The sequence below is a fragment of the Aeromonas sp. R7-2 genome (assembly GCF_040908105.1).
GTDB classification, from domain to species: Bacteria; Pseudomonadota; Gammaproteobacteria; order Enterobacterales; family Aeromonadaceae; genus Aeromonas; species Aeromonas caviae.
The window spans coordinates 234151-256574 of the sequence record NZ_JBFODC010000022.1; the positions used below are offsets into that span (position 1 = coordinate 234151).

General features: G+C 64.7%; 17 protein-coding genes. 4 read left to right on the plus strand and 13 right to left on the minus strand.

Annotated features, from left to right (window positions below; translation table 11 throughout):
- Positions 1-97: 97 nt before the first annotated feature.
- The 4 genes from AB5Y47_RS08350 to AB5Y47_RS08365 form a co-directional block, all read right to left on the minus strand.
- Complete coding sequence (locus tag AB5Y47_RS08350; RefSeq protein ID WP_010674577.1) at positions 98-1753, minus strand: cation acetate symporter; 1656 nt, start codon at positions 1751-1753, stop codon at positions 98-100.
- Positions 1750-2061, minus strand: a complete 312-nt coding sequence (locus AB5Y47_RS08355; RefSeq protein ID WP_039039049.1) for a DUF485 domain-containing protein — start codon at positions 2059-2061, stop codon at positions 1750-1752. The genes AB5Y47_RS08350 and AB5Y47_RS08355 overlap by 4 nt, the downstream gene beginning before the upstream one ends.
- A 107-nt stretch (positions 2062-2168) precedes the next feature.
- Positions 2169-2795, minus strand: a complete 627-nt coding sequence (locus AB5Y47_RS08360; RefSeq protein ID WP_128297282.1) for a 3'-5' exonuclease — start codon at positions 2793-2795, stop codon at positions 2169-2171.
- 2 nt (positions 2796-2797) lie between these two features.
- On the minus strand, positions 2798-4585 hold the full coding sequence (locus AB5Y47_RS08365; RefSeq protein ID WP_128297283.1) for a putative nucleotidyltransferase substrate binding domain-containing protein: 1788 nt from the start codon (positions 4583-4585) through the stop codon (positions 2798-2800).
- 158 nt (positions 4586-4743) lie between these two features.
- On the opposite strand from AB5Y47_RS08365, the gene AB5Y47_RS08370 reads away from it, so the two are divergent.
- Entirely contained in the window at positions 4744-5550 is an 807-nt protein-coding gene (locus tag AB5Y47_RS08370; protein ID WP_124244110.1) for a crotonase/enoyl-CoA hydratase family protein, read from the plus strand.
- A 67-nt stretch (positions 5551-5617) separates the two neighbouring features.
- On the opposite strand, the gene AB5Y47_RS08375 is transcribed toward AB5Y47_RS08370, so the two are convergent.
- The gene (locus tag AB5Y47_RS08375) at positions 5618-7117 is read right to left on the minus strand and encodes a sodium:alanine symporter family protein (protein WP_043156472.1); all 1500 of its coding nucleotides are present in this window, start codon (positions 7115-7117) and stop codon (positions 5618-5620) included.
- Between the two features lie 375 nt (positions 7118-7492).
- Here AB5Y47_RS08375 and AB5Y47_RS08380 point away from each other — a divergent pair, with 375 nt between their 5' ends.
- On the plus strand, positions 7493-7861 hold the full coding sequence (locus AB5Y47_RS08380; protein ID WP_223919952.1) for a GNAT family N-acetyltransferase: 369 nt from the start codon (positions 7493-7495) through the stop codon (positions 7859-7861).
- Between the two features lie 18 nt (positions 7862-7879).
- Positions 7880-8689, plus strand: a complete 810-nt coding sequence (locus AB5Y47_RS08385) for a M90 family metallopeptidase (RefSeq protein WP_161470457.1) — start codon at positions 7880-7882, stop codon at positions 8687-8689.
- A 78-nt stretch (positions 8690-8767) separates the two neighbouring features.
- On the opposite strand, the gene AB5Y47_RS08390 is transcribed toward AB5Y47_RS08385, so the two are convergent.
- The 8 genes from AB5Y47_RS08390 to AB5Y47_RS08425 form a co-directional block, all read right to left on the minus strand.
- Positions 8768-9364 (minus strand): GPR1/FUN34/YaaH family transporter, encoded by a 597-nt coding sequence (locus AB5Y47_RS08390; RefSeq protein WP_029314465.1) that lies wholly within the window; start codon positions 9362-9364, stop codon positions 8768-8770.
- Positions 9365-10328: 964 nt separating this feature from the next.
- A complete protein-coding gene (locus AB5Y47_RS08395; protein WP_319896653.1) occupies positions 10329-13223 on the minus strand; it encodes a DUF748 domain-containing protein in 2895 nt (964 codons plus the stop codon).
- 283 nt (positions 13224-13506) lie between these two features.
- Positions 13507-13920, minus strand: coding sequence for a MerR family DNA-binding transcriptional regulator (locus AB5Y47_RS08400; protein WP_010674587.1), 414 nt, complete (start codon positions 13918-13920; stop codon positions 13507-13509).
- A gap of 54 nt (positions 13921-13974) precedes the next feature.
- Positions 13975-14940, minus strand: coding sequence for a hydroxymethylglutaryl-CoA lyase (locus AB5Y47_RS08405; protein ID WP_319896652.1), 966 nt, complete (start codon positions 14938-14940; stop codon positions 13975-13977).
- On the minus strand, positions 14937-16901 hold the full coding sequence (locus AB5Y47_RS08410; protein ID WP_319896651.1) for a biotin carboxylase N-terminal domain-containing protein: 1965 nt from the start codon (positions 16899-16901) through the stop codon (positions 14937-14939). The genes AB5Y47_RS08405 and AB5Y47_RS08410 overlap by 4 nt, the downstream gene beginning before the upstream one ends.
- Before the next feature lie 109 nt (positions 16902-17010).
- The gene (locus AB5Y47_RS08415) at positions 17011-17859 is read right to left on the minus strand and encodes an enoyl-CoA hydratase-related protein (protein ID WP_124244116.1); all 849 of its coding nucleotides are present in this window, start codon (positions 17857-17859) and stop codon (positions 17011-17013) included.
- A gap of 9 nt (positions 17860-17868) precedes the next feature.
- Entirely contained in the window at positions 17869-19485 is a 1617-nt protein-coding gene (locus AB5Y47_RS08420; protein WP_368220126.1) for a carboxyl transferase domain-containing protein, read from the minus strand.
- The gene (locus AB5Y47_RS08425; protein WP_151028040.1) at positions 19482-20630 is read right to left on the minus strand and encodes an isovaleryl-CoA dehydrogenase; all 1149 of its coding nucleotides are present in this window, start codon (positions 20628-20630) and stop codon (positions 19482-19484) included. The genes AB5Y47_RS08420 and AB5Y47_RS08425 overlap by 4 nt, the downstream gene beginning before the upstream one ends.
- Positions 20631-20887: 257 nt before the next feature.
- Here AB5Y47_RS08425 and AB5Y47_RS08430 point away from each other — a divergent pair, with 257 nt between their 5' ends.
- Positions 20888-22399, plus strand: coding sequence for a CoA-acylating methylmalonate-semialdehyde dehydrogenase (locus tag AB5Y47_RS08430; protein ID WP_368220127.1), 1512 nt, complete (start codon positions 20888-20890; stop codon positions 22397-22399).
- Positions 22400-22424: the final 25 nt, after the last annotated feature.

Consider the following 22424-nt stretch of genomic DNA (forward strand, 5'->3'; position numbering starts at 1 on the left):
GGCCGGCAACGGGCTCCGGCCTCTCTTGCAGAGGCGAGGCGAGGGGCGGTCATGAAAAAAGCCGGCACTGGGCCGGCTTGGATGCGTGGGATGCCACTTAGTGGGCGGAGGCGCCGGAGGCACCGAGCCCGGTCTGGGATCTGACGAACTGCGGGAAGAACTTGGCATGCTCGTCGGAGGCTGCCTGGGACTTGTCGGTGACCGAGAAGAACCAGATCCCGATGAAGGCCAGCCCCATGGAGAAGAGCGCCGGGTATTCGTAGGGGAAGATCGCCTGGGCATGGCCCAGTACTTTCACCCAGACGGTGGGGCCCAGGATCATCAGGGTCACGGCGCTGATGAGACCGAGCCAGCCGCCATAGACGGCGCCACGGGTGGTCAGGCGGGACCAGAACATGGAGAGGAAGAGCACCGGGAAGTTGCAGCTCGCCGCGATGGAGAACGCCAGGCCCACCATGAAGGCGATGTTCTGCTTCTCGAACAGGATGCCAAGGCCGATGGCGACCACACCCAGTACCAGGGTGGTCATCTTGGATACGCGCAGCTCGTCGGCCTCGTTGGCCTTGCCTTCCTTGATGACGCAGGCATAGAGGTCGTGAGAGACCGCGGAGGCCCCCGCCAGGGTCAGCCCGGCCACGACCGCCAGTATGGTGGCAAACGCCACGGCGGAGATGAAGCCCAGGAACAGGCTGCCACCCACGGCGTCGGCTAGATGGACCGCCGCCATGTTGGTGCCCCCCAGCAGGGCGCCGGTGGCGTCCTTGAAGTCCGGGTTGGTGCTGACCAGCAGGATGGCGCCAAAGCCGATGATGAAGGTGAGGATGTAGAAGTAGCCGATGAAGCCGGTGGCATAGAACACCGATTTACGGGCTTCCTTGGCATCGCTCACGGTAAAGAAGCGCATCAGGATGTGGGGCAGACCTGCGGTACCGAACATCAGGGCCAGCCCAAGGGAGATGGCGGAGATGGGGTCGGCGACCAGGCCACCCGGGCTCATGATGGCCGCACCATTGGCATGCACCTTGACCGCTTCGCTGAACAGGGTACCGACGTCGAAGTTGACGGACTTCATCACCATGATGGCCATGAAGGAGGCACCGGAGAGCAGCATCACCGCCTTGATGATCTGTACCCAGGTGGTGGCCAGCATGCCGCCGAACAGCACGTAGAGCACCATCAGGATGCCGACCAGCACCACGGCCACATGGTATTGGAGGCCGAACAGCAGCTCGATGAGCTTGCCGGCACCGACCATCTGGGCGATGAGGTAGAGGGCGACCACCACCAGGGAGCCGCTGGCGGAGAGGCTGCGCACCGAGGTCTGCTTGAGGCGGTAGGAGGCCACGTCGGCAAAGGTGTACTTGCCGAGGTTGCGCAGCCGCTCCGCGATCAGGAACAGGATGATGGGCCAGCCCACCAGGAAGCCGATGGAGTAGATGAGACCGTCGTAGCCCGAGGTATAGACCAGGGCGGAGATGCCGAGGAAGGAGGCGGCGGACATGTAGTCACCGGCGATGGCCAGACCGTTCTGGAAGCCGGTGATGCGCCCGCCGGCGGCGTAGTAGTCGGAAGCCGAGCGGTTGCGCTTGGAGGCCCAGTAGGTGATGAACAGGGTCGCGGCCACGAAGATCACGAACATCACGATGGCCGAGATATTGAGGGGTTGGCGTTGCACCTCGCCGCTGATGGCGTCGGCCGCCAGCAAAGGGGTGGAGATCAGACCTGCCAGCGGCAGCAGAAACTTGCCTTTCATGATTGCGCTCCCTTGAGGATCTTCTGGTTCAGTTCGTCGAACTCGCCGTTGGCACGAAATACGTAGATACCGGTCAGCACGAAGGCCGATACGATGAGACCAATCCCGACCGGGATACCACGGGTGATGCTGGAGCCTTCACTCAAGGGGGTGCCAAGCCAGCCCGGCGCAAAGGCGATGAGCAGGATGAACGCCAGGTAGAGCCCCAGCATCAGGATGGAGAGGGTCCAGGCAAAACGCTGGCGTTTGGCGACCAGTGCCTGGAAGTTGGGATCTTGCTGGATCCGAAGATACGGTTGCTGTTCCATTGCAGTTCTCCATGACAGTGAATGTCAGCGGTGGATGAGGGGTTCCCTACCGGACAGCACGGCTGTCCATGTAAGCAAAATGTGAATTAAATGTTATTTCCGAACAATTAGACTTTGGGATAAGCCAGGGGGCCGCCCTGATGCAGGCGTACAAAGACAAGGGCGGCGGTGACGGCATCGCTCAGGGCGTCGTGGGGGGGCAGGGCTGGCAGCGCCAGATGGCGACAGATCGCGGCCAGGTGCAGATCGATGGCGGCATCGGGATAGCGGCGATAGAGGTGATCGTGATAGAGGCGGCTCACCTCGATGCCGCGCTGGGGCAGGGTGAGCCCCCACAGCCGTTGGCAGGCGAGGTTGAGAATGCGCAGGTCATAGGCGATGTGATATCCCACCAGCTCACGGGGGCCGATGAACTCCAGCAGCGCGCGCAGCGCGGGCTCCAGTGCCATTCCCTGTTGCAGATCCTGATGGCGCAGGCCGTGGATCACCACGGACCCGGCGCTCAGGCTGGCGGGAGCCTGGACCCGGATGGCAAGGGCATCGCCCGTCTCTATCCGGTTGCCCCGGATGCGCACCGCCCCGATGGAGACGATCTCCGCCAGCGCCGGATCCAGGCTGGTGGTCTCGAAGTCCAGCGCCACCCACTCGTCGCCAGCAGGGCGGGCAAAGAGCGGGGCAAACTCCCCCTCCCGAAACATCCTGCCAAGCCAGCGACGGCGCCAGTGCATCCACATCGCTATTGCCTAAGACGAAAGTGCAAGGTGAGCCATTGCTGGAACTTCTTCACCTGGTGCAGGGCATGGCGCAGCAGATCCCGCTCTGCGGGGCCGAGGTCTGCCACCCGCACCCGTCCGTCTCCCTCCTGCAACTGGCTGCGCAGCCGAAGCCGCATGAACAGCCGGAAGGCCTCCGCCAGATTGGTGCCATAGTCCCGGCTGAGGCGTCCCTGGCCCACCAGGGCCTCGATGCGCCCCGTGGTCGAGGTCTCCAGGATCCCCGCCTCCAGGGAGAGTACCCGGACGCCGTGGACAAGGGGGAAGAGGCCGCCCCGCTTGAGATCCAGCCCCTCCGGGGCTTGCTCCAGTCTGCCAAAGAGGGTGAGGGGGGCGTGAAAGGCGACGGCGGCCCTTGCCATCTCCGCCAGCAGATCCGGCCGGTCGGCGAGGCAGGCCCGCAGGTGACGGGCGACGGGGGCGAGCCGGGCGCGATCTCCCGTGATGGCCTGGGCATCGGCCAGGGTGGCGAGCCAGAGCAGATCCGCTTCGCTGGCGCGCACACAGGCCTGCTCTATCCCTTGCAGCCAGCCGTCAAGCGGCTTCACCCAGGCCGGGTTGTTGACCATCACCTTGCCCGGGCAAGGGGGATAACCCAGGCGCGCCAGCAGGGCGCTGAAGGCGGCCAGATCCGCCGACTGGGTGGGCCACGGCAGGCCATCCGGCAGGATCAGGGCATTGTCCTGATCGGTTTTCTGGATCTGCTCGCCACGCCCCTCCGACCCCAGCATCAGCAGGCACACCTGCTCTTGCTGCGCCGCGGGGATCACCAGGGAAAAGGCCTTGGCGATCAACTGCTCGTTGATGGTGGCGATGAGCTTCATCAGGAACAGGGTGTGGATCCCCTGGGCAAACAGGGAGCGAATGAGCTGCTGCTGCTCCCGGGCGACCGCCTCGAGGGCGGCCGGGGAGTCGGCGCGGGCGATGCGCAGGGTCAACACATGGGAGTGGGTGGAGAAGAGCCCGAGCACCTGGGTCAAATGCAGGATGCCTGCCACCTCCTGCCCCTGCCAGATGACCAGGCGCTTGATGCGGTGGCGGGTCATCAGCAGCAGGGCATCGAACAGATAGCTCCCCAGTGGCAGACCCGTCAGCGGGGTGGGGGTCAGCACCGCCAGCGGCGCACTGAGCGGCAATCCCTTGAGGGTGAGGGCGTGGAGCAGGGTCTTGCGGGTCGCCAGGCTCAGGCTGCCATCTGCTCCGGGATAGAGCAGGCAGTCGGTGCCCCTGGCCACCATGGTCTCGGTGGCGGCCAGGAGTGAGAGGCTGCTTTCCACGATGAGCGGCGCCTGCAGATGGTCGGGAGCGATGCGGGTCAGGATGAACTCTGCCAGGTTCTGCTGTCCGAGCTGGCCGCGCCGCTCCTGCTCCCGCTGGCGCTCCGCCAGGGTGGCGGTGAAGTAGCGGGCGATATGGGGGTGCGCGTCGCACAGGGCCAGAAAGACGGGGCGGGGAATGAGCTGGCAGAGGGTATCTTCCAGGGCGGCGAAACGGTGGCGGCAGTGCCCGTCAAACTGGGCACGGACGTCGAACATGTCCCCCTCGCCATAGTCGCCAAAGGATTGATGGGGGGCAGACTCTTCCACGGCCCCCTTGATGATGAGGTAGAGCCCGGCGGGCTCCTCCTCGGCGTGCTGCACCGTCTGGCCCGCGCGAAAGTAGCAGATGCTGAGGTGCTGACCGAGCCGCTGGCGTGCCTCCTCGTCCAGGCCGTCGAACGGTGGACGGGCAAAATTGAACAGAAGTGACATGAGAGGCTCCACCGTGACCATGGGGCCAGTCTGACAAAGGCTCCACCACCGGGCCAGCCGACTTTAGTCGCAGGCCCGGGGCGGCCTCCCTGTACCTGCCCATAACACTCTGGTAACGTTGTGGTATGACCAGTTGAATCAAAAGGACGAAGACGGAGATGGAAAAGCCAAGGGTCAAATGGGTGTTTCAGGAGGGGATCGCCGAGGTGATGCTCTGCCGGGGAGACAAGCTCAACGCGCTGGATCGGGCCATGTTCGACGCCATCGACGAGACGCTGAACACGGTATCCCGGCAAAAAGGGCTGCGGGCCGTGATCCTGCACGGGGAGGGGCGGGCGTTCTGCGCCGGGCTGGATGTGAAATCCATGCTGAGGCAGCCGGTGGCGGCGCTTGAGATCCTCAAGCGCGAGGCGGACGAGGCGACCAACCTGGCCCAGCGGGTGGCCTATGGCTGGCATCAACTGCCGGTGCCCGTGATTGCGGTGACCCAGGGGGTCTGTTTTGGCGGCGGCCTGCAGATAGCGCTCGGCGCCGATTTTCGCTTCAGCACCCCGGATTGCCGCTTCTCGGTGATGGAGATCAAGTGGGGCATCATCCCCGACATGAGCGGCAGCGTCACCCTGCGCAACCTGATGGGGATGGATACCGCCATGGAGCTTGCCATGAGCGGGCGCGAGCTGGAAGCCAGCGAAGCCAAGTCCCTCGGCCTGGTGAGCCGGGTGTGCGCGGATCCTCTGGAAGAGGCGCGGGCCTTTGCCCGGACCCTGATCACCAAGTCGCCGGATGCGCTGGCGGGGATCAAGCAGCTCTACACCCAGGCCTGGGCTCGCAGTGACGAGGCCATGCTCAAGGAAGAGACCCGGTTGCAGAGGCAGATCCTGGGGCGCCCCAACCAGTGGCGGGCGACCCTCAACAGCCTGTTTCGCTGGCGCCTGCCATTCGGACCGCGCCGCAACGCGCTTTGAACCCCTCACCCATCCAACACAAATGAAAATGGCAGCCGAAGCTGCCATTTTGCATTGTGCCGTCTGATTACTTGGCAACGGTATCCGGGTCCGCCTCGAAGGGGTGGCCGGTTTGCTCGCGCATCAGGTTCACTTCGGCGCGGTTTTCAATCCAGTAGTCGGCGTTCTTGATGCCGAGCTTTTCCGGGTGGAACACGGGATCCAGACCCTTGGCCAGCTGTGCCTCGTAGTCTTTCAGACAGGCGAAAGCCGGCTTTTGCAGCATCAGGATGGCACCGATGTTGAGCCAGGCCATCAGGCCGACGCCGATGTCACCCAGGCCCCAGGCCAGATCGGCGGTCTTGACGGTGCCGTAGACGGTGGCAGCCATCAGCGCAATCTTCAGCAAGAAGGTGAGCCAGGGGCGGTTAATCTTGCGGTTGACAAAAGCGATGTTGGTTTCGGCGATGTAGTAGTAGGCCACGATGGTGGTGAAGGCGAAGAAGAACAGGGCGATGGCGACGAAGTAGTTGCCAAAGCCTGGCATCATGCTTTCCATGGCGGTCTGCACATAGCCGGGGCCTGCCGCGATGCCGGCGATGCCGGTGTAGAGGGCGGCACCGTCCGGGCCCTGCACGTTGTACAGGCCGGTGATGAGCAGCATGAAGCCGGTGGCGGAGCAGACGAACAGGGTGTCGATGTAGACGGAGAACGCCTGCACCAGGCCCTGCTTGGCCGGGTGGCTCACCGCCGCGGCGGAGGAGGCGTGGGGGCCAGTCCCCTGGGCGGCTTCGTTGGAGTAGACCCCGCGCTTGACACCCCACATGATGGCCAGACCCAGAATGGCGCCGAAGCCGGCTTCCATCCCGAAGGCACTCTTCCAGATGAGCAGGATCACGCCCGGCAGTTGGCCGATGTTCAGGGCGATGATGACGCAGGCCACGATGATGTAACCCAGCGCCATGAAGGGCACCACGGTACTGGCGAAATTGGCGATGCGTTTGACGCCGCCGAAGATGATGAAACCGAGCAGCAGCGCCAGACCGGCGGCGGTGACGTTGGGATCGATGTCAAAGGCGGTCTGCAGGCTGGAGCCGATGGAGTTGGCTTGTACACCCGGTAGCAGCACGCCGCAGGCGAAGATGGTGGCGATGGCGAAGGTCCAGGCATACCACTTCATTCCCAGGCCCTTCTCGATGTAGAAGGCCGGACCGCCGCGATATTCACCGTTGATCTTCTCCTTGTAGACCTGGCCCAGGGTGGACTCCACGAAGGCGGAGCTGGCGCCAAGGAAGGCGACCATCCACATCCAGAACAGGGCGCCCGGGCCGCCGAAGGTGATGGCAGTGGCCACACCGGCGATGTTGCCGGTACCGACGCGACCGGCCAGGGTCATGGAGAGTGCCTGGAAGGAGGAGACACCGGCATCGTTGCCCTTGCCCTGAAACATCAGGCGTATCATGCCTTTCAAGTGGCGCAGTTGCAGGAAACGGCTGCGCAGGGAGAAGTAGAGGCCTACCCCCAGACACAGATAAATGAGCGCTGGGCTCCAAATCACGCCATTGATGGCATTGACGATCTCATTCATGTACAACAACTCCTTTGTTGCGCTGTCTTGGCGAGGTCTATATGCCTCGCTCCCTTAACATTGAAATATGCGGTGACCAAGGGGGTCACTCAGGATTGTGCGGGACTTTCGACTGGTTAGTCCGCGGGATTTAACATATCGGTTTGTTCAGGGCCTTCCTAGTGAAAAGTGTTGTGACTTTGTTAATTTGTGAATTGACATTAACAAATGGTGAATGGAACTGGACAAGATTCGGTACATACCCATCATCTGCCGCTTTGCCATGCCCAGAGGGCTGATTGAGGTAATGCAAATAGGAGGCCAGGAGTGGCAACAAGGGAAAACAGGTGCATCATTCGCCTCGCCGGGGAGGAAGATGGGACCGGATTGACGGGGTTGTTTGCCCAGCTGGGCTACCCCAACCCTGACGGGGCGGTCAGCGCCAGGCTGGCCCAGCCCGATCCGGCTCGGGAGGTACTGCTGGCCCTGTGCGAGGGGATCCCGGTGGGGGTGCTGGTGTGGCATCGCCTGCAGCCCATGCACCTTGCACCAGCCTGGGGCCTGATCTCGGCGCTGGTTGTCGATGAGGGTGCAAGGGGCGGGGGCATCGGGGCCCTGCTGCTGGCGGCGGCAGAGCAGCGGGCGGCAGCCCTGGGGTGCGGCCAGCTGGAGCTCTCCAGCAGCCTCAAGCGCGAAGGGGCGCACCGATTTTATCTGGCGCAAGGGTATTGCGAGCGTCCGAAACGTTTTGTGAAAGCTGTCTGATTGGCAAGAGGAGTCTGTGTGTTCTGGTCCAGGTTGAAAGAGGTATTGGGTGGTGCATCTCCCCGGGAGCCCCGTCTCCCCGAAGAGCAGGAGTGGCGCGAGGCGCTGGCGGCGGTGCCCATCTTGCAGGGGCTTGAAGAAGAAGAGGCGCAGAGGCTGATGGAGCTGGCGCGCCATTTTCTCTCGCGCAAGACCCTCACCCAGATCGGGGTGGAACTGACGCCCCGCCAGCAGGGGGTGCTGGCCCTGCAGGCAGTGCTGCCCATCCTGCACCTGGGGTTCGATTGGTATCGAGGTTTCCACGAGGTGATCATCATCCCCGAGCCCGTGACCCGTCGTCAGGAGGTGCAGGACGAGTTCGGGCTGGTGAGCCAATTTGAAGAGGAGAACGCCGGTGAATCCTGGCCCCAGGGGCCGCTGGTGCTGGCCTGGAGCGAATTGCAGCAGGACGGGGACTGGGACGGATTCAACCTGGTGATCCATGAGCTTGCCCACAAGCTCGACATGCTGGGAGGGGATGCGGACGGTGCACCGCCCCTGCCGCGGGGCATGGATCCCCAGCAATGGACCCGGGCGCTGCAAGGTGCGTTTGACGAGATGAACGATCAGTTGACCAGAGAGGAGGTGACCGAGATAGACCCCTACGCCGCCTCGCACCCCGCCGAATTCTTCGCGGTGTGCAGCGAGAGCTTCTTCACCGATCCGTTGCGTCTGCGCGCCGTCTACCCTGCGGTCTATGACCAGTTCGCCCGCTTCTACGGCCAGGATCCCGCCGCCCGCTACCCCGCCACCCGATTGCTGGCTGGGGATCCCGGGGCGCAGGGCTGACCGGCACTGTGTCCGGGCGGCAGAAACACAAAAGGCACCCGAGGGTGCCTTTTTCGTGACAGCGATGTCGCCGGGTGCTTAGGCAGCGGCTTTGAGCTGGGCGGGAGCGGCTTTCTTCTGCTCGCCGATGGGCAGCACGGTGCGACCGAACTGCTCGTTGATCACGGTGGCCATGGCCAGGTAGATGGCGCTGGCGCCGCAGATGATGCCTTCGAAACCGGCGATGGTGCCGATCAGGGTGCTGCCGGTGAAGTCACGGGCGGCCAGCAGGAAGAACAGCACGGTCAGGGAGGCGAACACGAACTGCTTCACGCGGGGGAAGTTGACGGTCCCGATCAGCATGAACAGGGTGAACATGCCCCACATCAGCAGGTACCAGCCCATGTAGGCGTGCGGGGTGGCCTCGGCCAGACCCATGGTCGGCATCACCAGCAGGAACACCAGGCTCCACCAGAAGGTGCCGTAGGAGATGAAGGCGGTGACACCGAAGGTGTTACCACGCTTGTACTCCATGATGCCGGCGATGATCTGGGCCAGACCGCCATAGCACAGACCCATGGCCAGGATCATGGCGCTGATGGGGAAGAAACCTGCGTTATGGATGTTCAGCAGAATGGTGGTCATACCGAAACCCATCAGACCCAGAGGGGCAGGGTTGGCCAATTTTTCGCTCACGTGGTGTTCTCCAACAATAGAGGTGGGGTTGATAAAAGACGCGCGATTTTAGGCAGGCTCAGGGTCCCGGGCAAGGGGGGGACACACAGAAATGGTAAAAAAAGAACACGAAAGTTTAAGTGGCCAACCATTCGTGCCATTCAGGTAGACGAGCGGTGAATGAAAAACGTTTTCAACGTTGCAATTTTGTATAAAAGGCACCTTGGCATGAAAGTCGGCAACGACGATGGTGACTGGGACTGGTGAGGGAAACGCGCCCCGGATGGTCGCGTCATGGCGGCTTGATTGAAAAATGAGTTCATATGCCATCAGACAAGAGTGTTTACCTCCTGTTTGTAGCCCATCGGCCTCCCGTATCGCTTGCCATCGCAGTGTCCGTTGCGCTCCCCATTTTCTCGTCAACCCCGCGCTCGCCACCGTGTTCCCTACACAAGGGCGGGGCGCCTGAGAAACCCGCAAGCGCGCTGTGTTGACTGCCACGGGCGAAAGGGGCGCAAGATCAACGGGCAGGATCAGAGGCTGCCCTTGTCAAAAAGCCAGAGGCGGGATGGGCCATGGGCCCAGATGACAAAAACCAAGACGCAAGAGGTTGAGCCAAGGGATCGCCCTGTGGCCGAAGGCTTCAACATGCAGACACGGCAGCACGGAGGGCCAGTGAAGAGGCTGCGAAATTTAAGAGGGGGCGCGGGGTTGGCCCTGTGGCGTGCGGGAGAGGGTGTTCAGGATTGGCCCGATTAGACACTGTCTATCTGATCGGGCCATCTATTTTGACATGCCGACATGCCGACATGCCGACATGCCGACATGCCGACATGCCGACATGCCGACATGCTGGATAAAGGGATAACCGGATTGTTCGGGGCGGCTAGCGAGAGACATATCCTGATGGCAGGGGTCGGGGGAGGGAGCCCCTCGGGCCATGTGCCGTCGGGGCAAACAAGAGGGGCATCCGGCGGGCGCCGGATCAGTTGTCCAGGGTCAGCACCACCTTGGCTTCCTTGTCCGTCTCCTTCACCTGGCTGTCGAGCACGAAGAGGCGCTCCGGCGCGATGCCCTGGGTATCCACCAGATACTCCTTGGTGTTCTGGGCGCGGCGCATGGCGAGGTTTCGCAGGGACTTGGCGGTGATGAGCTGCTGATCCCGCAGCAGGAGCACCGCCTGGGCGCGCAGGGCCTCGCTCCCTTCATCGAGTCGCAACCGGTCGGCCAGATCCCCGAGATCTTCGTTGAACTTGGCCTCATAAGCCTCTGCCAGTGCGGACTGCATGGCGGGATCCTGCTCCAGCAGCGTCAAATCCACCGGGCTGCCGGTGATCTTGGCCAGCAGCCGCTCAAGCTTCTGACGCTGGAGGATGGGACGCTCTTCGTTGAAGTTGACCTTGCCGCGAATGTTCATGCTGAGCTTGGGCCTCTCCTTGAGGGCCTGCGCGAGGGTGGTCAGCTTGGTCTGCTGGGTCGGGGTCAGGGCGGGATCGCCAGGCAGGAAGGGGAGCTCGTCGAGATCCTTGGTGCCCCCCGTCAGGGACGCAAGCAGGGAGAAGGGGGAGGTGATGGCCTTGCCGAGGGTATTGCCGAGCACGTCCCAGAAGATGTTGCCCAGGCTGAAATCAGGCTGATCCAGATTGCCCTTCACCTTGAGGTTCATCTTGATGACGCCGCTCGAATCGCTCAGCAGGGCGATGGCGAGGCCGAGGGGCAGATCCTTGGCCTGCTCGCTCTTGACCTTCTCCCCGAGTTGCAGCTTCTTGATGGTGATGTCGTTGTCCCCCTCTAGCCGGTTGCCCTGCAGCTTGTAGTTGAGCTTCATGGAAAGCTGCCCCTTGTCGATGGCATAGCCTGCATAGGTGCTGGAGTAGGGGGTGAAGGTGGTGAGCTCCAGATTGTTGAAGGCCACGGCCACATCCAGCACGGGATCCTCGATGAGCAGGTTGGCGCCCCCCCGGATGGTGACGGGGGCGTAGCGGTCCACCTTGCCGTTGAAGGCGAGCTCGGAGCGCTGCCCCGGGGTGTTGCTGATATGGCGGCTCTGGCCGTCGAGGGAGGCGATGTCCACCACGAACTCCGGGCTCAGGCTGCGATCGGCGAAGCGCAGGTTGCCCTGGGCGGTACGGATCTGATCGATGACGATGTGCGGGGCGGGGGCGCTCTCCCTGGCGTTCGCGGCGGGTTGCGGCAGCAGCAGTTGCTGCACGTTGGTGATCCCCTCTTCGTTGATCTCGATACGGGCATAGGGTTTGCTGAGCAGGATGTCGGCGATGCGCAGTTGCTGGCTCAGGCCATCATAGTGCAGGCCGCTCAATTGCAGATTCTCTATCTGGAGCAGGCGCTGGTTGTCGGCTCGATCCAGCACGTTGAGCCCCGCGACCTCGAGTCCACCGCTTATCTCCAGCTTGCTGATGGCCCCCTGGCGGTCGGTGACCAGGTCAAGCCTGGTGCGGCTGGTAAGCTCGCCGTCCCGCACGCTGATGCGCAGCAGATCCTGCAGGTAGGGCTGAGCCAGGATGAGCGGCAGCCCCTGCTGGCGGATGGCGCCGTTCAGGGTGAAGGGGGTCAGCCCCAGGGTGCCGTCAAACGCCACCGTCGTCCTGGTGTCGAGGGTTGCGTTGAGGGTGAGGGGGCTGGGTTGGGCGATCTGGCTGCCAAGGGGCCCCAGGGTGAGGGCGAGGGCGGAGATGGCCCGTTTCAGGGGCTTGCCGCTGGTGGCTTCGGTCAGGGTGAGGCTGCCCTGGTCGATGCGGGTCTGCTTGAGGGCCCATTGCCAGGGCTTGGCGGGGGTGGCCGGTTGTTTGCCCCCCTTGGGGGTCTTCTGGGGGATCAGCAGGTCCGCGAGATCCAGTTGTTGCTGGTGGTCGAGGACGGCGGTGATGGCGGGGCTCTTGAGGGTGGCGGCATCGAGCTCAAGGCGCTGCTTGTTGCCATCGATGCGGATCCCGGTCAGTGCCAACTGCTTGAAGCGGGCAAATTCCTCCCCCTTGTTGCGTGTGAGCTGCCAGTTGGCCAGGGTCAGCTTGCCCTTTGACAACTGCCAGTCCAGTCCCTGCTTGCCCTGGGTGAGGCGATAGGCGAGCTCGGCGCTGGCCTCCCCTTTGGCGAGGGTCGCCTTGAGATAGGGGGCCCAGAGGGGGGCGAAGGGGGCGATGGCCACCTTGCCAAGGCTGAGGTTGCCCTTGCCGGAACCGCTCATCATGTCGAATTCCCCTTCGGCCTTGAGGGGGCTCTTCTCGTTGACGGTGGCGCTCAGGCGATAGGGGTTGAGCACCCCCTCTGCGCTGGAAAATCCGGGCAGGTGCAGGGCGAGCTTGTCCAGGGTGAGGGGCGGCACCCACCCCGGGCTGCTCTGCTTGCGGCTGTCCCGGTAGCTGAGCCGGCCCTGCTCGACGGACAGCTTGCCGATGGTCACCAGCACGGGCTCGGCGCTAGCTGGCGGTGTTTGCTCCGGCGCAGGGGAGAGCAGGGAGGCCAGTGCATCGGTCAGGTTGAAGCGCGCCTCCCCTTTGAGATCCTCGAGGCGCACCATATCTGCCCTGGGGGCGGTCAGGGTGGCCTCTTCCAGTACCAGGGCGCGCTGCTGCCAGCTCGCTTTCAAGGCGGGAATGAGCTTCAGCTCTTCAAACGACACCAGCGCTTGCTGCTGGTCATCGAGCAGGGCGCTGGGCCCCAGCACGAGGGAGGGGGAGCGGATCCCCACCTCTATCTTGCCAAGGGAGAGGTGCAGACCGTAATGGGTGGCAAGCCAGCCGGGGAGATGGCGCTGGATGAGGGTCGGCGCCTGCCAGAGCAGGATGGTGATGCCGATGAGCAGGAGCGCGAGAAGATAGAGGGCATAGCGCAGCAGACGAGCGGGCAGAGGCTTGAGCATGATGGTCTCCATTTGATGCGCATATGGTAGCAATTAATCGTGCCCGGTTCATGGGAAGGACTCATGAGGTGCGCCGCACTCTGACCGGGCTGGGGAATTATTGTGCGACCAAGGCCGGATTTCCCCCGTTTGCCCCACCTCGCCGCTTGCCCAAACCGCCCACTCTGTCCGGCATGTCGCGACGGGCGATGTGGGGAACAAGGGGGTTGCCGGGTCAGGGCCTGCCACTGCGAATATCCACTGGAAAACCGGGATACCGGGGGCGAGATACCCCCAGAGTCTGTCAATCCCCGTCGGTTTTCAAGCCGCCGAGGGAGTGGATGCAGCGCTGCTCGGCGGCATCGAGCTCGGCCATCACCATCTGGATGTCCTCCAGCTGCTGGCGCAGGGAGTGGCGTCTGGCTTCGATGAGCTGGATCATGGAGTGAAGCTGCATCCGGCTGGAGCGGTCGGTGTCGTACATGTCGAACAGCTCGCGGATCTCCGCCAGGCTGAACCCGAGGCGCTTGCCGCGCAGGGTCAATTTCAGGCGGATCCTGTCCTTGTGGCTGTAGATGCGGGTCTGCCCCTCCCGGGTCGGGGTGATGAGCCCCTCGTCCTCGTAATAGCGGATGGTGCGGGGGGTGATGTCGAACTCCTGGGCCAGCTCAGAGATGCTGTAGGTCCTCTCCTTGCCACTGGCGTGTCTGGCTCTCATGGTGCACCCTCCTGATGAGCTGGCGGGGTCCTGGCACTACGGCAAGGGCCGGGGTCATGATGCATGATGGCCTCCCGAGAGGCGCTGCTCGCGCTCTTGGCGCTGTCCCCTCCCGTGCAGGGCCTGGCCGACCCGGGAGCCGTTGGGGCGCCCCAGCAACTCGCTCACCCACTGTCCGGTGGCGGCCAGCTGGTCGAGGTCGACGCCGGTGCTCATGCCAAGGCCGTGCAGCAGATAGACCACCTCTTCCGACGCCACATTGCCGGAGGCACCGGGGGCATAGGGGCAGCCGCCGAGCCCGGCCACCGAGCAGTCGATGGTGCGGATCCCGCGCTCGAGCGCCGGCAGCAGGTTGGCCAGCCCCTGGCCATAGGTGTCGTGAAAATGAACCGCAAGCCGGCCCGCCGGGATCTCGTGCAGCACCGCATCCAGCATGGGAGCCACGGTGCCCGGGGTGCCGACGCCGATGGTGTCGCCGAGGGATATCTCGTGGCAACCCAGATCCAGCAGCCGCTCGGCCAGGGCGGCGACCCGTTTCGGGCGGGTCGGGCCGTCGAACGGGCAGGCGATGACGGTGGAGAGGTAGCCGCGCACCTTGATGCCGAGGCTGCGCGCCTCCTGCACCAGGGGGGCAAAGCGCACCAGGGACTCCTCCACGCTGATGCCGATGTTGGCCCGGGTGAAGCCGTCCGAGCAGGCGGTGAAGAGGCCTATCTCGTCGGCGCGTGCGGCGATGGCGGCCTGCAGACCCTGCAGATTGGGCACCAGGGCGCCATAGCGGGTTGGCCCCCTGCGCGGCAGGGCGTTGAAGAGTGCGGCGGAATCCGCCATCTGCGGCACCTTTTTGGGCGACACGAAGGCCCCCACCTCGATGCGCTGCAACCCGCTCTCGGCCAGGCGGGCGATGAGCGCCAGCCGCTGCGCCAGGGAGAGGGTGGCGGTCTCATTTTGCAGGCCGTCCCGCGGCCCCATCTCCACCAGGCTGACTTTGTCGTCCCGGCTCTCGTGCGTGTGGCTCATGAGCGCTCCTCCTGCGCGGTATGGTCCTCGGCAAAGCGCACCAGCACGGCGCCCTGGCTCACCTGTTCCCCCTGGCGGCACTGCAGGGCCTCAATCACCCCGTCCCGGTCGGCCTTGAGGACGTGCTCCATCTTCATCGCCTCCAGTACCAGAAGGGGTTGCCCCTTGCTGACCGGCTGGCCGGCCTCGACCTGCAACGCCACCACGATGCCGTGCATGGGGGCCAGGATGCCCGGGACATGGCTCGTGTCGTGATCATGGTGGAGCTGATGATGCTGATCATCGAGCGAGAAGCGGATGCGTCTGCCCGCCAGGTGCAGCAAATAGGCACCCTCGCCGAGGGGCTGCACCGGATAGCGCTGCCAATGTCCACTCTGGCACAGGCGGATCTGATCTGACCCGAGTTCAAACGGGATCTGCTCGCCCTGCCAGAGCAGGGCTCCCCCTCGCTCGGCGAGGGTGAGAGTGCGGGTCTCCTCGCCGATGCGCACCGTGGCGCAAAAGCGGCGGGTGGGGCCCAGCCGAAAGCCTGCGGCCTGCTGCCAGGGGGAGGCATCGCGCTCGCAAGTGGCGAGCCAGAGGGTGGCGAGGGGCCAGGCGAGCGCCGGAACGGGCAGGGTGTCGGTGGGAATGGGCCACTGGGTGTGGTGGCGCATCGCCAGCACCTCTGGCGCTTCGCACAGGCGCTGCAGGAGCGGGCCGTTGTGCACCAGAGGGCCGAGATCCAGGGCTGCCAGGGCATCGGCCAGGGTGGCAAAGGCTTCGCTGCGGCTCGGTGCGTGGGCGACGAGCTTGGCGATCATGGGGTCGTAATAGGGGCTCACCTCATCGCCAGCGGTGACGCCGGTGTCGATGCGCACCCCCTTGGGCCAGGTGAGCCAGTGAATGGGGCCGCTCGCTGGCAGAAAACCGGCGGCCACGTCCTCGGCGTAGAGGCGCGCCTCCACCGCGTGGCCACGCAGCATCACCTGCTCCTGGGTGAGGGGCAGCGGTTTGCCCTCGGCCACCGCCAGCTGCCAGGCCACCAGATCCTGGCCTGTGATGGCCTCGGTAACCGGGTGCTCCACCTGCAACCGGGTGTTCATCTCCATGAAGAAGAACTCCTCCCCGCATAGCAGAAACTCGATGGTGCCCGCCCCCCGATAGGCGATGGCCTTGGCCGCCGCCACGGCCGCCTCGCCCATGGCGCGGCGCAGGGCAGGGGAGATGTCGGGGGCGGGGGCCTCCTCGATCACCTTCTGGTGGCGGCGCTGCAAGGAGCAGTCCCTGTCCCCCAGATAGATGGCGTTGCCGAGGGCATCGGCAAACACCTGCACCTCCACGTGGCGGGCGCGGGGGAGATAGCGCTCCAGCAGCACATGGTCGTCGCCAAAGGCGGCACTCGCCTCCCGCTTGACCGCCGCCAGGGCCGCGTCAAAGTCGGCCAGCTGATCGACCCGCCGCATCCCCTTGCCACCGCCGCCGCTGGCCGCCTTGATAAGGAGCGGGAAGCCCACCTGGCTCGCCTGATCGCGCAAAAAGTCGGGATGCTGATCCGCGCCGTGATAACCGGGCAGCACGGGGACGCCGGCTGCCTGCATCAGCCCTTTGGCCCCCGACTTGTCCCCCATGGCGAGGATGGCGGCGCCGCTTGGGCCGACAAAGCGCAGGCCCCGCTGCTCGCAGGCGGTGGCAAAGTCGCTGTTCTCGGAGAGGAAACCGTAGCCCGGGTGGATGGCGTCGGCATTCGCCTCTTTGGCAATCTTGAGCACCTTGCCGGTGTCGAGGTAGCTCTCCCGGGCGGGGGCCGGCCCCAGATGCCAGGCCTCGTCGGCTTCGCGCGCATGCATGGCGCGGGCGTCGGCGTCGGAGTAGAGGGCGATGGTGTGAATGCCGAGGCGCCGTGCGGTCTTGATGATGCGCACGGCGATTTCACCGCGATTGGCGATCAGCAGGCGCTTGATGGGAGAGTGGTTGGTCATGCTGCCTCCCTGCTGTTCAAGGTGCACAAGTGCGAAGCGTGTTGATCCACACTCCCGTTATATTGACCACAGCTGGCGATCAGCAGGTGCTTGATGGGGTGGTATTGAGTCATGCTTCGTCCTTGAAACGGGGGCGCCAGGTGGGGGGGCGTTTGTCGAAGAAGGCCTGGATCCCCTCCTGGGCCTCGAGACCGACCCGTACCCGGGCGATGGTCTCGACGGTCTGCTCTTCGTGCTGGTGGCCTGGGCGCCCTTCGAGGGCGGCCAGCAGCCGCTTGGTCTCCTTCATCGCCTGGGGGCCGTTGCGACACAACCGCAGGGCCATGGCGCGTCCCTCCGCCAGCAACTGATCAGGCTGGCTGAGCCTGTGCACCACGTTGAGTCGGCAGGCGGTGATGGCATCGAAAGGCTCTGCGCTCAGCATGTAGCGGCGGGCCTGGCGCATCCCCATGGCGCGCACCACGTAGGGGCTGATCACCGCAGGCACCAGTCCCAGGGTCACCTCGGAGAGGCAGAAGCGGGCATTTTCGCTGGCCAGCACGATGTCGCAGGCGCAGACAAGACCTAAGGCTCCGCCGTAGGCGGCCCCCTGCACCAGGGCTACCGTGGGGAAGGGCAGCTCGTCCAGTGCCTGCATCAGGTGGGCCAGCACCCGGGCGTCCTCGCGATTCTTGTCAAAGGCGCGGGGGTCGAACGCTTCCCCTGCCATCTTGCGCATCCACTCGAGATCGGCGCCCGCGCAAAAATGCGGCCCCTCGGCGCGCAGCAGCAGCACGTGGGGGCGGTCGGCCAGCGGCTGGCTGTGGGCCAGCTCGTCGAGGCAGTCGAGCAGCCCTTGCATCAGGTCGGCATCGAGGGCGTTGTGACGGGCCGGGCGGGCGAGCACCAGCTCGATCACCGGGCCGTGGCGCTCCAGGCGAAAATGGGCAAGGGGATCGTTGAAGAGCGGGTCTGACATATGAACTCCTTACATCCGGAAGATGCCGTACTGCCCGGGGCCCGGCTCGGCCCCTTGGCAGGCCGCCAGCGCCAGGGCGAGCACGGTGCGGCTCTGGGCCGGGTCGATGACGCCGTCATCCCACAGGCGAGCACTGGCGTAATAGGGGTGACCCTGGCGCTCGTACTGCGCGATCACCGGGGCACGAATGGCGGCCGCCTCCGGCTCGCCCAGAGTCTTGCCCTCGGCGGCCAGCTTGTCCCGGCGCACCTGCACCAGCACCCCGGCCGCCTGCTCGCCCCCCATGACGGAGATGCGGCTGTTGGGCCAGCTGAAGAGAAAATCCGGTTCATAGGCGCGCCCGCACATGCCGTAGTTGCCAGCGCCGAAGCTGCCGCCGACGATCAGTGTGATCTTGGGCACCCGGCTGCAGGCCACGGCGGTCACCAGCTTGGCGCCGTGCTTGGCGATCCCCTCTTTCTCCGCCGTACTTCCTACCATAAAACCGGTGATGTTTTGTAGAAACAGCAGCGGGATCCCCCGCTGGTTGCAGAGCTGGATGAAGTGGGCCCCCTTCTGGGCGCTGTCGCTGTGCAGCACGCCATTGTTGGCGAGGATCCCCACCTGCATGCCCTCAATGCGGGAAAAACCCGTCACCAAGGTAGTGCCGAACAACGCCTTGAATTCGTCAAACACAGAGCCATCCACCAGCCGGGCGATCAGTTCTCGTGCGTCATAGGGGCGCTTGAGACTGGTGCCCACCAGGCCGTAGAGCTCCTCGATGGGGTAGTGCGGCTCATCATAGGAGGGAGCGGATGGGGCCGGTGACGCCGCCGTCTGGTTGTCCCCCAGGTTGCTTACCAGGGTGCGGGCGATGGCCAGGGCATGGGCATCGTCCCGGGCCATGTGATCCGCCACCCCGGAGTGGGCGCAGTGTACCTCGGCGCCGCCCAGCGCCTCGGCGCTGATCTCCTCGCCGGTGGCGGCCTTGACCAGGGGCGGGCCCGCCAGAAAGAGGGTGGCCTGTTCCCTGACCATGATCGACTCGTCCGCCATGGCGGGCACGTAGGCGCCCCCGGCGGTGCAGAGCCCCATCACCACCGCCAGCTGGGGGATGCTCTGGGCCGACATGCGGGCCTGGTTGTAGAAGATACGGCCAAAGTGATCCCGATCGGGGAACACCTCGTCCTGCATGGGCAGGAAGGCGCCGCCGGAATCCACCAGATAGAGGCAGGGGAGGCGCAGCCGCTCGGCGATGGCCTGGGCGCGCAGATGTTTTTTCACCGTGAGCGGGTAGTAGGTGCCGCCCTTCACGGTGGCGTCATTCACCACCAGCATGCACAGGCGCCCAGAGACCCGGCCGATGCCGGTGATGATGCCAGCGGCGGGCACCGGTTCGTCATAGACCTGCCAGCCAGCCAACGCCGACAGCTCGAGAAAGGGGGAGCCCGGGTCCAGCAGCTGGTCGATGCGCTCCCGGGGCAGCAGCTTGCCGCGGGCCTGATGGCGGGCGTTGTTGGCCGCGCCGCCGCCCAAGGCTATCTCCTCCAGGCGGGCATTGAGATCGTCGACCAGGGCCTGCATGGCGGCCCGATTTGCCTCATAGTCGGGGCTCGCGGTGTCGAGGCGGGAGTGGATCCTGCTCATGCGCTCTCTCCCATCAGCTCGCGGCCGATGAGCCAGCGGCGGATCTCCGAGGTGCCGGCGCCGATTTCGTAGAGTTTGGCGTCCCGCAGCAGGCGGCCTGTGGGGTATTCGTTGATGTAGCCGTTGCCGCCGAGCAGCTGGATGGCATCGAGGGCCATCTGGGTGGCATTTTCGGCGGCAAACAGGATGGCGGCGGCGCAATCCTTGCGGCTGGTACGGCCCTGATCGCAGGCGCTCGCCACCGAATAGACCAGCGCCCGGCTGCTGGCGAGACGGGTATACATGTCGGCGAGCTTGCCCTGCACCAGCTGGAACTCGCCGATGGCCTGGCCGAACTGCTTGCGCTCGCGCACATAGGGGAGCACCACGTCCATGCAGGCCTGCATGATGCCAAGGGGGCCTGCTGCCAGCACCACCCGCTCGTAGTCGAGCCCGCTCATCAGTACCTTGACCCCGCCGTGCAGGGGGCCCAGCAGGTTCTCCTGCGGCACCCGGCAGTTGTCGAACACCAGCTCGCAGGTACTGGAGCCGCGCATGCCGAGCTTGTCGAGCTTCTGGGCGGTGGAAAAACCGGGAGTTCCCGCCTCGACGATAAAGGCGGAAATCCCTTTGGGCCCGGCGGCGGCATCGGTCTTGGCATAGATGACGAAGGTGTCGGCATCGGGCCCGTTTGTGATCCACATCTTGTTGCCGTTCAGCACGAAGTGATCCCCCTCGCGCACCGCGGTGAGGCGCATGCTGACCACGTCGGAGCCGGCACCCGGCTCGCTCATGGCCAGCGCCCCCACGTGTTTGCCGCTGACCAGATCAGGCAGATATCTCGCCTTCTGATCAGGGGTGCCGTGGCGGTGGATCTGATTGATGCAGAGATTGGAGTGGGCGCCGTAGGAGAGGCCGACCGAGGCGCTGGCGCGGCTCACCTGCTCCATCACCAGCACATGGGCCAGATAGCCGAGGTTCACCCCGTCATACTCCTCCGCCACCGTGATGCCGTGCAGCCCCAACTCACCCATCCGGGGCCAGAGATCCCGGGGGAAAGCGTTACTCTGATCGATCTCGCTGGCCCGCGGTGCGATCACTTTCTGGCAGAAAGCCTCGACCTGTTCGGTCAGGGCCTGGAGGGTTTCATCCATCAGGGCATGCATCCGTGCTCTCCTTGGTGCAGTGGACTGCCGATTTCCCCTGCCATCAGGGTGATGACTGGTCAGTCCATTCGTGATTCAAGTTTACGTTAGCGTAAACGTAAATGAGTTGTTAGTCTAAGGTAAATTCGATGGCAGCCCGCCGCAAGGGGCTACCCGGGCAGAGGAGCGCAAGGAGTGAACAGGATGTGCAACAGCAACATGGATGTGGCCGGCCCAGGGTGGCCTGCCATCGCCTGCCAACGGGCTAGGAGGGGGGCATGAGCCAGCATCACACCCAGTACGGGGATCTGCCGCTCTACATCGGTGGCGAGGCGTGTCCGTCCGCAAGCGACGAGTGGATAGAGGTGACCGACCCGGCGGACCAGCATCTGCTGGCGCGGGTGCCGAAAGCTACCTCTGCGGAAATTGAGCTGGCGGTGCGCACCGCTCACGACGCCTATCTGCTGTGGCGAGAGGTGCCTCCCTCCGAGCGGGCCCGGGTGATGTTCAACTACCAGCATCTGTTGAAAGTGCATCACGACGAGCTGGCGACCCTGCTGGCCCAAGAAACCGGCAAGAACCTGGCGGATGCCAAGGGGGATGTGTGGCGCGGCATCGAGGTGGTGGAGCAGGCCTGCGCCATTGCGAGCCAGACCCTGGGGGAGACCATGGGCAACGTGGCGCGCCGGGTGGATGGCCACTCCTGGGTGCAGCCCCTCGGGGTCTGCGTCGGCATCACGCCGTTCAACTTCCCGGCCATGATCCCGCTGTGGATGTTCCCGCTGGCGGTGGCCTGCGGCAACGGCTTCGTGCTCAAGCCCTCCGAGCAGGATCCGCTCACTCCCATGCGCCTGGCCGAGCTGTTTACCGAGGCGGGGGCCCCCAGGGGCATTCTGTCGGTGGTGCACGGCGGCGCCGAGCAGGTGGATGCGCTGCTGGCCCATCCCGATGTCAAGGCAGTCAGTTTCGTGGGCTCGGCCCGGGTCGGTGGTCACGTCTATCGCAGCGCCACGTCACAGCTCAAGCGCGCCCAGTGCTTTGTCGGCGCCAAGAACCACATGGTGATCATGCCGGATGCCAACAAGGCGCAGGTACTCGGCAACCTCGTGGGAGCCGGGGTCGGCGCCGCCGGTCAGCGCTGCATGGCCATCAGCGTGGCGGTGTTCGTGGGTAGCGCCCGGGAGTGGATCCCGGAGCTTGCCGCCGAGTTCGCCAAGGTGAAACCCGGCGTCTGGCACGATCCCGAGGCGGCTTATGGCCCCCTCATCAGCCCGGAGGCGAAAGTCAGGGTGGAGGGGCTTATCGAGGCGGGGATTGCCGAGGGAGCCGAGTGCCTGCTGGACGGCCGTTTTTGCGACGTACCCGGCTACCCGGTGGGCAACTGGGTGGGACCAACCCTGTTTCGCGGCGTGACCCCCGAGATGCGCATCTACCGGGAGGAGATCTTCGGGCCCGTACTGGCCTGCCTCGAGGTGGAGAGCCTCGACGAGGCGCTTGCCCTCATCAACGCCAACCCCTACGGCAACGGCACCTCCCTCTTCACCGGCTGTGGCGCCGCCGCCCGCAAGTTTCGCCACGAGGTGGCGGTGGGCCAGGTGGGGATCAACGTGCCCATCCCGGTGCCGCTGCCGTTCTTCTCCTTTACCGGCTGGCGCGGCTCCTTCTACGGGGATCTGCACGCCTACGGCAAGCAGGCGGTGCGTTTTTACACCGAGACCAAGACGGTGACGGAGCGCTGGTTCGACGAAGACATTCCCAGCGGCCCCAATATGACCATTCAGCTGCGCTGACGGCAGGGGTTGCCCACTTTGCCCG